Source organism: Corynebacterium wankanglinii (assembly GCF_013601005.1).
Lineage (GTDB): Bacteria > Actinomycetota > Actinomycetes > Mycobacteriales > Mycobacteriaceae > Corynebacterium > Corynebacterium wankanglinii.
This window is the reverse complement of sequence record NZ_JABFED010000001.1, coordinates 1-11,505: the sequence shown is the minus strand read 5'-3', so window position 1 is coordinate 11,505 and position 11,505 is coordinate 1. Positions and strand designations below refer to the sequence as shown.

Here is an 11,505-nt window from a genome sequence, read left to right as displayed (position 1 = left end):
GGTTCGCATACTTCGAGCATAACCCCTGTCGCCCGCGATTTTTGGGCGACGAAAAAGTGGGGGTGGTCTAGCGCAAGTACTCGTCGATGGCTGCGCGCACCTCGCCTGCCCGGCCCCGCGCCGCCGCGTCCGCGCGGCCGGCCAAATCCTGGGCCGCCGCAACCGGATTGGGGGCGGACGGCAGCTGCGCCGCCTCCGCGCTCAATTGCGCCGCGTCGGCCTGGGCGCCCATCACGGCGTTATCCAGCATCTCACGTGGCTGTGGTCCGTCGACCGTTTCCGGCGCCTCCGGGGAGAACTGCCCGATGTCTTCGTACAGCGGCGCGAAATCGGCCCGTTCCGCCGGCGTGGCCGGGGTGAACGCCTGGTTGACCTGGCCGTCGGGGATGCCGTAGGCGTCTTCAAGCGCCCTGTCCACCTGCTGCGAGTTGCCCAGCGGCCCCAGCCCGACGATGCTCAAGCCGATCGCCTCGCCCGTGCGCGGGTCGTAGTTGATGCCGCCAGAATCCCCCGACTCGTAGCGCACGCCGAAGTGCCAGACGAAATTCTGGGTGCGGAATAGCTGCACCCCGCAGGAGCGGCCGGTGCGCATACCGTCCTTGCAGATGGGCTGGCCGGCGTTGTCGATGCTGATTAATTCGCCGGGACCCAAATTCCGGTAGTCCTTCACCCCGGTAATTGCCACAGGCGCGGAGGGCCCACGGCCTTTTTGATCCAGGGAGGTGGACGTCCCGGAGGCCTCCACGCCCGGGTCCAGGCGCACCACCGCCCAGTCGGGCTCGTCGATAATGCGGTAGAAGTCCATCAACTCGCCGTTGCCCAGCGCAAACTCGGTGCGCTGCTTCTCCACCGCACCCACGCGCGGGTACTCCACGCCCCCGTTCGCCCGCACCGGCGCGTACACCACCGGCTCAACCTGTTCGCCCTTGACCTCGAAGCAGTGCGCGGCGGTGACCATGACGCGCTGCGCTTGCCCGTCCGGAGTGCGCACAACCCCGGCGGGGCCCTGACTGCAGCGGGCGGTGTGGGCGAACGACGTGGTGCCGCTGAACAGTGTGGCAATGGGCGCGCCGGGGGCGGCGAGGGCGGGCGCCGCGGCCGCCGGTGGCGTGGCGAGGGCTGCGAGGGTAATGCAGGAAGCGCCGGCGAGGGCAGCGAAGGAGAACTGTTTGCTCATGGCTTCAAACCCTAAACCACGGACCCGACACCCCATCCGTGGCATGCTGGAAGGCATGGGTAACGGAAAGCTGATTCTCGTTCGCCACGGGCAGAGCGAGTGGAATAAGTCGAACCAGTTCACCGGCTGGGTGGACGTGGACCTCACGGAGCAGGGCGAGGCCGAGGCCGTCAACGCTGGCAAGCTGCTTGTGGAAAAGGATGTCCTGCCGGACGTGCTGTTCACCTCCTTGCTACGCCGCGCCATCCGCACCGCGAACATTGCGCTCAACGCCGCGGATCGCCACTGGATCCCGGTGGAGCGCAACTGGCGCCTCAACGAGCGCCACTACGGCAAGCTGCAGGGGCTGAACAAGGCGGAGATCCGCGATAAGTTCGGTGAGGAGCAGTTCATGGAATGGCGCCGTTCCTACGACACCCCGCCGCCGGAAATCGACGCGGATAACCAGTACGCGCAGACGAACGACCCGCGCTACGCGTTCCTGCCGGAGGTGCCCCGTACCGAGTGCCTGAAGGACGTGGTGGAGCGTTTCCTGCCGTACTACATCGACGTCATTGCGCCGCAGGCGATGGCCGGCAAGAACGTCATGATTGCCGCGCACGGCAACTCCCTGCGCGCCCTGGTGAAGTACCTGGACAACATCTCGGACGAGGACATCGCCGGGCTGAACATCCCCACCGGCATGCCGCTGGTCTACGAGATCGCCGCGGACGGTAAGGTGCTCAACCCGGGCGGGACCTACCTGGACCCGGAGGCTGCAGAGGCCGGCGCCGCCGCTGTGGCGAACCAGGGCCAGAAATAGGCGGATGGCGTAGCTCCGGTGTCGCCGATCCTTGCGTTTTTCATCGGTGCCGCGCTGACCGTGCCCGCTGTGCTGCTCGGACAGCGGGCGCTTCGGTGGCGCGCCCGCAACCGCGCGGACGACGGCGGTGAAGACACCACCGTCAACACCGTCAGCCAGGTCCTGCACCTGGTCACCCAGGGCTCGCCGACGGGCATCGCGGTGATCAACCGCGGCGGCAACGTCGTGCTGTCTAACGCTCGCGCCCACGACATGTCGCTGGTGCATGACGGCAGCGTCAATCCACGGGTGCTGGAGGTGGCCTCCCAAGTCTTCGAGGACCAGGAGGAGCACGTCCTCGACCTGGATTTGCCGCAGCGCACCACCGGAAATCGGATCCGCAACGTGCGCGCCCTGGTCGCACCGCTGACGCTGACGGATAACTCCTACACCATCGTCTACGGCTCCGACGAGTCTGAGAACGTGCGCATGGAAAGCGCTCGGCGTGACTTCGTGGCTAACGTCTCCCACGAGCTGAAGACGCCTGTCGGCGGGATCTCGCTGTTGGCGGAGGCCATGTTGCAGGATCCCACCGACCCGGAGATGGTGGAGTACTTCGGGACCAAGCTGCACAAAGAGGCCCACCGGATGGGGGAGATGATCACGGACCTGATCTCCCTGTCCAAGCTCCAAGGGGCCGAGGCGCTGCCCGACATGGCCCCGGTGCGGGTGGACGACATCGTGGATGACGCGGTGGCCCGCAACCTGGTCACGGCGGAAAATCACGGCATCGAGCTCACGCGCGGGCAGCGTCTGGGGCTGCGTGTGATGGGGGATCGGGCAATGCTCACGGTGGCCGTCTCCAACCTCATCACCAACGCCATCAATTATTCGCCGAGCGGGCAGCCGGTGAGCGTGACCCAGAAGCTGGTGCGCGACAACGTGGTGCTCATCCGTGTCACAGACCGCGGCATCGGCATCGCGCCGGAGGATCAGAAGCGGGTGTTCGAGCGGTTCTACCGGGTGGATAAGGCGCGTTCGCGTTCGACGGGCGGCACCGGGCTGGGGTTGGCCATTGTTAAACATGTGGTGGCGAACCATGGCGGTAGCATTACGTTGTGGTCTAGGCCCGGGACGGGCTCCACGTTCACCATTGAGCTGCCTGTCTACGACCCGGAGGCCTCCAGCAGAACAGAAAGGGAAGAGTGAAGTGACGACCATTCTCATCGTTGAAGACGAGGAGTCCCTGTCCGACCCCCTGGCCTACCTGCTGCGCAAGGAGGGTTTCGAGGCGATGGTGGCCGCTGACGGGCAGACGGCCCTGGACCTGTTTGCGGCCGAAGACATCGACCTCGTGCTGCTGGATCTCATGCTGCCCGGCATGAGCGGCACTGAGGTATGCAAGAAGCTGCGCGCAGAATCCTCAGTGCCGATCATCATGGTCACCGCCCGTGACAGCGAGATCGACAAGGTAGTCGGCCTGGAACTTGGTGCGGACGACTATGTGACCAAGCCGTACTCCACCCGCGAACTCGTTGCCCGCATCCGCGCGGTGCTGCGCCGCGGCCCGGAGACGGAGGTGGTAGAGGAGGTCGACGACCAGCTGCTGCAGGGCGGCCGCGTGACCATGGACGTGGAGCGGCACACGGTGCTTGTGGACGGCCAGCCGGTGCCCATGCCGCTGAAAGAGTTCGACCTGCTGGAGTACCTCATGCGAAACGCCGGCAGGGTGCTCACGCGCGGCCAGCTCATCGACCGGATCTGGGGCGCCGATTACGTCGGCGACACCAAGACGCTCGACGTGCACGTCAAGCGCCTGCGCACCAAGATCGAGGCGGTGCCGTCTCGCCCCACCCAGCTGGTCACCGTGCGGGGCTTGGGCTACAAATTCGAGGCGTAGGCGGCGCAAAGCGCCATCGCGGATGCTTCGCCCGGGCTACTCGTGGGCGGCGCGTGTGGCGGGGTGGGTGGCCCGGAGGTCGTCGTCAAGCTGCGAGCGCTTCTCGCAGTGCTTTGCGACGACACCGTACGGCTTTGCCCCAATCAGCGCGATGAGCTCGTCCTTCATGGACTGCCAGATGGGGGTGGTGCCGGTGTGGCAGGCGGGTGCGGAGGTGCACCACCAGTCGAAGTCTTCTCCGCCGCCGCCCCACTGGCGCCGGTGGTACTCGCCGATGGTGGTGCGCAGGATTTCTTGGCCATCGGTGCGTTCCTCCCACGCGTCCTCGCGCGAGAACGGCACCTGCCAGCACACTTCCGGCTTCGTGCCCACGATGTTGCGGCCCTCCGCCATGGCGAACTGGTGGAACGCGCAGCCCGCCCCGGTGGGGTGGCCGGGGCGGTTGGCGAAGATGCAGGCGCCGTCCACGACCTTGGTCTTGATGTGGGGGCCGGCGTCCTCGTCGTCCGCGTCCGGCTCCAGCGCATCGTCCTCCTCATCCCACTCCAACCACGGCTCGAGCCAGGTCGGGTCGTTCGCAGCGAAGAACTCGTCCGTCTCAGCGGGGCGTAGCTGCCAGTACTTCGCCGGCATCGCCTTGACCGCGTTGTAGACCGTGTCGCGGTCCTCCTCGTCCGCGATGTAAGCGCCGTGGATGCAGCAGCCTACTGCGGGATTGGATTCGTCGATGCCGTGGCACTCCGGGGTGCCGAAGCGGCACGACCAGGTGGATTCCGCCCAGGTCAGGTCGATGGAGAAGATGTGGTTTGGGTCCTCCGGGTGGACGAACTCGAACCATTCGCGGGGGAAATCGGGCCGGGTTTCACGGCCGGCCAGGATGGAGCGGCCGGCGGGCGAGTCTGCGGGGAAGCCGAGAAAAACGGGTTTCGGGGCTGGTTGATTCACACCTGGACACGGTAGACCCGTTACCCTGGTGTGGTGCGATTAGGTGTATTAGACGTCGGCAGCAACACGATCCATCTCGTGGCGGTCGATGCGTACAGTGGTGGCCGCCCGACCCCGATGAGCGACTGGAAACAGCCGTTGCGTCTGGTGGAACTGCTGGACAAGAAGGGCAATATCGAGGCCAAGGGCGTAGACAAGCTCGTTGACGCCGTCCAGGAGGCCTCCGACCTCGCGAATAACCTCAAGTGCGAGGAGCTGCTCGCCTTCGCCACCTCCGCGGTGCGCTCGGCGACGAACTCCGACGAAGTGCTCAAGCGCGTGGAGAAGAAAACCGGCGTGAAGCTGAACATCCTCTCCGGCGAAGAGGAAGCGCAGCTGACGTTCCTGGCCGCGCGCCGCTGGCACGGCTGGTCCGCCGGCCGCATCACCAACTTCGACATCGGCGGCGGATCGCTGGAGATCTCCACCGGCACCGAGGAAATGCCCGACCTGGCAGTTTCTTTGGACCTGGGTGCGGGGCGATTGACCCACGAGTGGTTCGACACTGACCCGCCGGAGCGGAAAAAGATCAACATGCTGCGCGACTACATCGACGCGGAGCTGGCGGGCCCCGCGGAGCAGTTCAAGGCGATGGGCGAGGCGGGCCTGGCAGTGGGCACGTCGAAGACGTTCCGCTCGCTGGCGCGCCTGACGGGTGCGGCCCCGTCCTCCGCCGGCCCGTACGTGCAGCGCACGCTCACCGCGCCCGGCTTGCGCCAGCTCATCGCGTTCATCTCCCGCATGACTGCGGCGGACCGCGCGGAGCTGGAAGGCATCAACGCTGACCGCTCCCACCAGATCGTCGCTGGCGCGTTGGTTGCGGAAGCTGCGATGCGTGCGCTGAATGTTGATAAGTTAGAGATCTGCCCGTGGGCATTGCGCGAGGGCGTCATTCTCAAGCGCATCGACCAGGGTGCCTTGGACGCCCACAACAACGCCGATGAAGGAGACGACAACTAATGGCCGATAAGCAGCTCACGGTTGCCGAGCTCCTCGCCCGCGCCGAGAAGGAAAACCCGGAGGCTGGCCGCCGCCCGCGCCGCCGCCGCAGCCTCGAGGACGGCGGCGTCTCCGTCGCCGAGCTGACCGACTCGTTTAAAAAGGTCGAGGTCAAACCGGCTGAGGTCAAGCACTCCAGCGTGCCTATCGACGCACCTTCGGGCGCCCCCGCACCAGCGTCAACACCGGAACCCGCGCCGTCGACTCCCGCAACGCCGCAGCCAGTGCCGTCGACCTCCGTGAAGCTGCGCCCAGCCGAGAAGCCAGCTGCCGCGAAGGCGCAGGATGAAAAACCTGCGGTTGAGAAGCTGCAGGTTGTAAAGCCTGCAGCTGAGGCGGCCAAGAAGACCGAAAAGGCTGAGACGGCTAAGCAGACGCCCGCGACGCCGACCTCCAAGCCGGCACCCGCGCCGCAGGCGAAGCCCGCCGAGGGCGAGACGACGGTGCTGCGCAAGGTTGAGGCGGAGCCCGTCGTAAAGCAAGCGTCCGTGCAGCCGGACGACACGAACGAGATCCGTGCCGTCCAGGCCCCTGAGCCGCAGCGCGCGGAGACGGACATCTTCGACGAGCCCGCCGCCGAGCCCGAGGCGGTGGAGGACTTCGAGGTCGAGGAAGCCACCGTCAACCCGGTCCTGCTGGTTCTGCTGGTGTTCTGCGGCGTGCTGCTGGGCGTGCTGGGATTCCTGGCGTTTACGTGGCTTTGGGCCAACACCATGGCGATCGTCGCGGCGCTCGTGGGTATCGGTGCTGTCGCCGCTGTGGTGGCCGCCGTTGGCGCGATGGCCGCCGGCCGCGACAAGGTGACCATGGTCATCGCGGGTCTCGCCGCTGCTGTGGTGGCGTTCGGCCCGGCTCTGCTGTAGGGGCGGGAGCGTATGGAACGTATCGCGGTCATCGGCGCGGGCAATATCGGCGAGGCGTGTATTTCCGGGTTGCTCAGCTCGGGGGTGGAACCCTCGGCCATCATCGCCACCAACAGGTCGTCCGAGCGGAGCGCCGAACTGGCGGAGCGCTACGGTGTGCACACCACCTCCAACAACCGGGAGGCCGTGCGCGACGCGGATGTCGCGCTGCTGTGCGTCAAGCCGGCGCAGATCTTGGATGTGATCGCGGAGCTCGGGGAGGAGCTCACCAACTCCGGATCTTCCACCGTGCTGGTGTCTATGGCTGCAGGCGTGACCATTGCGGCGATGGAGGAGGCTGTCTCCGCCGCGGGCACGCCGATTGTGCGGGTCATGCCGAACACCCCCATGCTGGTGGGCAAGGGGGTGCTCGCCGCGGCGTGCGGTCGATTTGTGGACGACAACCAGCGCGCTGGCGTGGTGGAGCTGCTGTCTGCGGCCGGGCAGGTGGTCGAAGTGGCCGAGTCCCAGATGGATGCCGTGACGGCCATCTCTGGTTCTGGCCCGGCGTACTTTTTCCTGGTCGCCGAGGCGCTGGTGGATGCCGGCGTGTCCCTCGGGTTGCCGCGCGAGCTTGCGCAGCAGCTGGCGTGTGCCACGGCCTCCGGCGCCGGCGCCATGTTGGCAGGCGGGGACAGCCCGGTGCAGCTCCGCGCGAACGTGTCCTCACCTGGTGGCACGACGGCGCGCGCGGTCCGCGAGCTGGAGGAGTCGGGGCTGCGTGGGGCGTTCTACCGCGCCACGGAACTCTGCGCGAAACGCTCGAGCGAGCTGGGCAAGTCCTAGTCCCAACTTTCACAACCGTTTCTGTGGGTTCACTGCCTGCACTTTGAAAATTTTCCTCCACTTAAGTCGCACTCGGCGCTCATTTCACGTTAGGGTGGTTTAAGCACGTGCGTGTTCGTCCTGCGGGAGGGGAAGCCTGCAGCGCGTTTGCGTGCCGAGAGGTATGAATTAAGTGGTTAACGAAGATAAAGGAAAGTTCCTGACGGTCGCCGAGGTCGCCGAGATCATGCGCGTGTCCAAGATGACCGTCTACCGCCTGGTCCACTCCGGCGAGCTGCCCGCAGTCCGCGTGGGCCGCTCCTTCCGCGTGAACGAGACTGCGGTGAGCGAGTACCTGGAGTCCTCCGTCTACGACGTGGGATAGTCCAGGGTCTCGTTTACAGGACTCCGAGAAAACACCCGCCGCACCGGTTTCACGGCGCGGCGGGTGTTTTGGCGCTGAAAAGGCCTGCCGGTATGCTTTGAACGATCAGGTCGGCCACCCCCTGCGGGAGTGTGCACCTCCCGCGAGCCGCGGAAGCGGTTGCGCCGGCCGCGTACGTACGCACTTTGAACAGAAAAGAGGTAACCCAATGGGTTCAGTGATTAAGAAGCGCCGCAAGCGCATGTCCAAGAAGAAGCACCGCAAGATGCTCCGCCGCACTCGCGTGCAGCGTCGTAAGCTCGGCAAGTAAGCCGTGTGTCGCCCGCCTCCATTTACGGAGGCGGGCTTTGTGCTGTCTTGTCCCGGCCCCGCAAAGCGATTAGGTGGTAGCGGAGGCTGACGCGTTGCTGAACAATCTGGGAGCTTCACCTTAGGGTCATGAAAGGTGATTACGCGCCGGCACAAGTTGTGCCAACGCCACCTATAATTTTGGTCGACGCCAGACCACTGGGCAGAGAAGGTACGGAGTGGACAAACGGTACTTCCGTTCTTCGTGTGGAAGACGTCGCTGTGCAGGGACCCCGGATGTGGTTTACCGGTCCGTGGAAACCGGGGTATGTCACTGTATTGAGTTCGAGATTCGCTTCAGAAAGGTATCATCATGAATGAGGAGTTGAACTCCCAGAAGGACACAGCGATCCTTTCTGTCCGTTCTGCATCCAAGAGCTTTGGAGAAGTCCAGGCTCTAAACGGGGTCAGCTTCGAAGTCTTCCCCGGAGAACTAGTCGGTGTACTGGGTGAAAACGGAGCAGGGAAATCGACTCTCTTTTCACTTATCAGCGGGCTCAACACTCCAACATCTGGTTCCGTGAGCCTCATGGGCAATAACCCTCGACACCAAAAAGCTCGTCGCAACATCGGTGTCACCCCTCAGGGGACTGGTGTAGACCCCCGCATGCGCGTTAGTGATTTCCTCAACTTCGTAGGATTCCACTTCGGCACGCGCTCTCTTGTCGAAGAAATTCTCGAAAAATTTCGTCTGACACACCTGTCCGACAAGGTGATCGGGGGTCTATCAGGAGGGCAACAACGTCTGGTCTCGGTTGCAGCAGCATTTCTTGCTGACGCTCCGCTAACCATTCTGGACGAACCCACCACGGGCTTGGACACCGTTACTCGGTCGGCGATCTGGGAATCGATTCGTTCGATTACAGGAGAAGACCGAGCATTGTTGGTATCAAGCCACTACCTCGAGGAAATCGAGAACCTGTGTGATCGAGTAATCGTCATGCAGAAGGGAAAACTCATCGCCGACTCGGAAACGCAATCTCTGCTCGGTGCGTCTACCGGATCTGTCATCACTCTCGGTGGGGTAGGGGACAGAGCGATTTCCGGAGAGGGACAAGCGTTTGAAGTCATCAGAAATGAAGGAGACGAAATAGATCTTCGAACATCTGATGTCAAGCAGGCGCTTACTTCACTTGCCGCGGATGGGTGGCCATTTGACCGCATCGAGATTTCTCACCCGTCGCTAGAGCAAGCTTTCATCACGATGACAGAAAAGGAGAAATAGTCGTGTCATCAGCCATTGAGCAGACCCCTGTGTCGCCAAAGGACAGGCGTCAGTTTCCCTCAGATGCTTCCATCGCTTTTCTATGGCTTAAGAACGAGATCGTGGCTTGGATCAAGGAGCCTGCCGCGGTTCTTCTTAACATGGCGTATCCCCTGCTTATGCTTGTTTTCCTCTTTGTCATCGGAGGGGACGCTGTCCGGAAGAATGCAGATATCGCCACTCCAGCAGTCGCACTTCTGGCTCTCACCGGTGTGCTGATGGTAGGAATCAACCTTCCTGCGAACGGCATCAACGGAGTACGACAGGGAGACTATTACTACTACCTGAGGACTCTCCCCACAGGAGTAGGAACCAGGCTAATCGCATGGAGCGGAGCACCATTTTTGCTGGCGGTAACAAGCGCCTTGGTTGGTCTCGGTGTCGGCTTGATGTTCAGCTCGGCACGTTATACTCTCACACAGCTAGGTTTGCTTTTCCTAGTGTTCTGCGCGTTCGCGCTATGTACTACAGCTATCGGTGTGGCTTTCGGTTTCCTGCTCTCCAGCCGTACGTCTTTGGCAGTCTCACTAGGCGTTTCCTTTATCCTTTTGCTGCTTAGCGGAGCCCGGGAGATGGCCAGCGTCCCCACCTTCCTGGATATGACTGCCAAGCTGTTGCCGTCTACAGCGGCTACAGAGCTATGCCAGTCAATACTGACAGATGTAGATACCAACGGATGGTGGGTAGCTTCTCTAGCCATCTGGGTAGCCTTAGCATTGTTGCTAGCGGTGGTGTCCATTCGTCGCGACGAAAACAGCAAATTCTCCTAGTGACTGCTCATACTGCAGATCTATAACACTCGGCTTAGAGAGGCATGAAATGAAAATGAACAAGAAGATGATTCCCTACGTCTGCGTGGCGGGAACACTGCTGATCTTCTTCATCATCTATCTGGTGACCAGCTAACAGACCTGACCTGCCCGAATAAGCAGCGAGGCGACTAGGAGAAAATCTTGCTGTAACAGACGGTGTCATACAGTGCTTCGTTTACTCTCTAAGAGACTCCGGAGTAGATCGTTGTAGGACTACCTTGTCCTGAAGCCGACTCCAGTACTCCTTCTCCTCTTGGTAAGCGGAGTTAATAGAGCCAAGAACAGCGTCAGGAATCCAGAGGAGGGGTTCGTCTCGGTCAAGTCCGGTGGTGTGGTGTATCTGCCCTTTCAATAGAACTAGCAGCGTGATGGATTTACGGTCCGGCGCGTGATCGATGCTGGTGCGTCATCATGCGGCGTCCTCAGCGGTTTCGACGGCGTCGATGACGGTGCTGGTGATCATGGTGTGCTACCTCAAGGCGTCTCCACCCGCAGAATGAACGACTCGGTGGCAACGCTGGGCATCACCAACCTGTCGAAATCGCAGGTCTCGCGCATGTCGGAGGAACTCGACGAGATGGTCGCCGATTTTAAAAACCGCCCACTTGATCCCGGCGGATACGCCTACTTGTCGTGCGACGCGCTCACGATCAAAGTCCGTGAAGGCGGCCGGGTGGTCAAATGCTTTAAGGCTGCTTGCCACTGGGGTCAACGCCGACGGCTACCGTGAAATGCTTGGCATGCACGTCGCCACAGCTGAGTCCAACGCGTCGTGGAAAGGCTTCTTCCAAGATCTTAAAAGCCCGTGGGCTTCGCGATGTCTACTTGGTCACCAGTGATGCCCACGAAGGCATCCAACACGCGATATCTGAAGCACTGCCCGATGCGGCCTGGCAGCGATGCCGGACACATTTCGCGAAGAACCTCTACGAAAAGGTCCCGAAAAGGCTTTCACCCAACTAGACGGTCAGGAACCAGGGCCTGGACACGCGCACGGGGCGCTGCCTTTGGCTATGTAATGTGGCCGTATGCCTCAGGACGCGTTGAAACCCGTTTCGGAGTGTTGCGACCGGCTAGTTGGTAGCGGTGTGGTGACTTTCGGGTAGCGGTTCAGTGGGTTTCCGGTAGCGGGGTTGGCGGTGGCGGGTGATGCTTTCGGGTGGTTGCGCCACAGGGGTGTAGCCGGTT

General features: G+C 62.7%; 12 protein-coding genes and 1 pseudogene. 11 read left to right on the top strand and 2 right to left on the bottom strand.

Going from position 1 to position 11,505, the window contains the following annotated elements; translation table 11 throughout:
* Positions 1–67: 67 nt before the first annotated feature.
* Positions 68–1,177 carry a chymotrypsin family serine protease gene (locus HMA55_RS00065; RefSeq protein ID WP_181191070.1) on the bottom strand — a complete coding sequence of 370 codons (1,110 nt, stop codon included), beginning with the start codon at positions 1,175–1,177 and terminating at the stop codon, positions 68–70.
* 55 nt (positions 1,178–1,232) lie between these two features.
* On the opposite strand from HMA55_RS00065, the gene HMA55_RS00060 reads away from it, so the two are divergent.
* The 3 genes from HMA55_RS00060 to HMA55_RS00050 are packed head-to-tail and all read left to right on the top strand — an operon-like array spanning position 1,233 to position 3,858.
* Entirely contained in the window at positions 1,233–1,979 is a 747-nt protein-coding gene (locus HMA55_RS00060) for a phosphoglyceromutase (RefSeq protein WP_181191069.1), read from the top strand.
* An 18-nt stretch (positions 1,980–1,997) separates the two neighbouring features.
* The gene (locus HMA55_RS00055; RefSeq protein ID WP_181191068.1) at positions 1,998–3,167 is read left to right on the top strand and encodes a sensor histidine kinase; all 1,170 of its coding nucleotides are present in this window, start codon (positions 1,998–2,000) and stop codon (positions 3,165–3,167) included.
* 1 nt (position 3,168) lies between these two features.
* Positions 3,169–3,858, top strand: a complete 690-nt coding sequence (locus HMA55_RS00050) for a response regulator transcription factor (RefSeq protein ID WP_181191067.1) — start codon at positions 3,169–3,171, stop codon at positions 3,856–3,858.
* 36 nt (positions 3,859–3,894) lie between these two features.
* On the opposite strand, the gene HMA55_RS00045 is transcribed toward HMA55_RS00050, so the two are convergent.
* A complete protein-coding gene (locus HMA55_RS00045) occupies positions 3,895–4,803 on the bottom strand; it encodes a hypothetical protein (RefSeq protein ID WP_181191066.1) in 909 nt (302 codons plus the stop codon).
* A gap of 33 nt (positions 4,804–4,836) precedes the next feature.
* Between HMA55_RS00045 and HMA55_RS00040 the strand changes: the two genes are divergently transcribed.
* From HMA55_RS00040 to HMA55_RS00005, 8 genes and pseudogenes are all read left to right on the top strand, one after another.
* Entirely contained in the window at positions 4,837–5,802 is a 966-nt protein-coding gene (locus tag HMA55_RS00040; RefSeq protein ID WP_181191065.1) for a Ppx/GppA phosphatase family protein, read from the top strand.
* Positions 5,802–6,704: a hypothetical protein gene (locus HMA55_RS00035; protein WP_181191064.1), complete on the top strand. Its 903-nt coding sequence runs from the start codon at positions 5,802–5,804 to the stop codon at positions 6,702–6,704. Before HMA55_RS00040 ends, HMA55_RS00035 begins: the two co-directional genes overlap by 1 nt.
* Before the next feature lie 12 nt (positions 6,705–6,716).
* Entirely contained in the window at positions 6,717–7,529 is an 813-nt protein-coding gene (gene proC / locus HMA55_RS00030; protein ID WP_181191063.1) for a pyrroline-5-carboxylate reductase, read from the top strand.
* Positions 7,530–7,701: 172 nt separating this feature from the next.
* On the top strand, positions 7,702–7,893 hold the full coding sequence (locus HMA55_RS00025; protein WP_034997092.1) for a helix-turn-helix domain-containing protein: 192 nt from the start codon (positions 7,702–7,704) through the stop codon (positions 7,891–7,893).
* A gap of 208 nt (positions 7,894–8,101) precedes the next feature.
* Entirely contained in the window at positions 8,102–8,203 is a 102-nt protein-coding gene (locus tag HMA55_RS00020; RefSeq protein WP_003855542.1) for a 30S ribosomal protein bS22, read from the top strand.
* A gap of 351 nt (positions 8,204–8,554) precedes the next feature.
* Positions 8,555–9,466, top strand: a complete 912-nt coding sequence (locus HMA55_RS00015; protein ID WP_181191062.1) for an ABC transporter ATP-binding protein — start codon at positions 8,555–8,557, stop codon at positions 9,464–9,466.
* Positions 9,467–9,468: 2 nt separating this feature from the next.
* On the top strand, positions 9,469–10,275 hold the full coding sequence (locus HMA55_RS00010) for a hypothetical protein (protein WP_181191061.1): 807 nt from the start codon (positions 9,469–9,471) through the stop codon (positions 10,273–10,275).
* A gap of 497 nt (positions 10,276–10,772) precedes the next feature.
* A pseudogene (locus HMA55_RS00005) lies at positions 10,773–11,274 on the top strand (IS256 family transposase); the annotation flags it as partial.
* Positions 11,275–11,505 lie beyond the last annotated feature (231 nt).

Excerpts from the sequence above, each read along its gene's own strand:
- HMA55_RS00065 (WP_181191070.1), bottom strand. The coding sequence starts at position 1,177 with ATGAGCAAACAGTTCTCCTTCGCTGCCCTCGCCGGCGCTTCCTGCATT.
- HMA55_RS00060 (WP_181191069.1), top strand. The coding sequence starts at position 1,233 with ATGGGTAACGGAAAGCTGATTCTCGTTCGCCACGGGCAGAGCGAGTGG.
- HMA55_RS00035 (WP_181191064.1), top strand. The coding sequence starts at position 5,802 with ATGGCCGATAAGCAGCTCACGGTTGCCGAGCTCCTCGCCCGCGCCGAG.
- proC (WP_181191063.1), top strand. The coding sequence starts at position 6,717 with ATGGAACGTATCGCGGTCATCGGCGCGGGCAATATCGGCGAGGCGTGT.
- HMA55_RS00020 (WP_003855542.1), top strand. The coding sequence starts at position 8,102 with ATGGGTTCAGTGATTAAGAAGCGCCGCAAGCGCATGTCCAAGAAGAAG.
- HMA55_RS00015 (WP_181191062.1), top strand. The coding sequence starts at position 8,555 with ATGAATGAGGAGTTGAACTCCCAGAAGGACACAGCGATCCTTTCTGTC.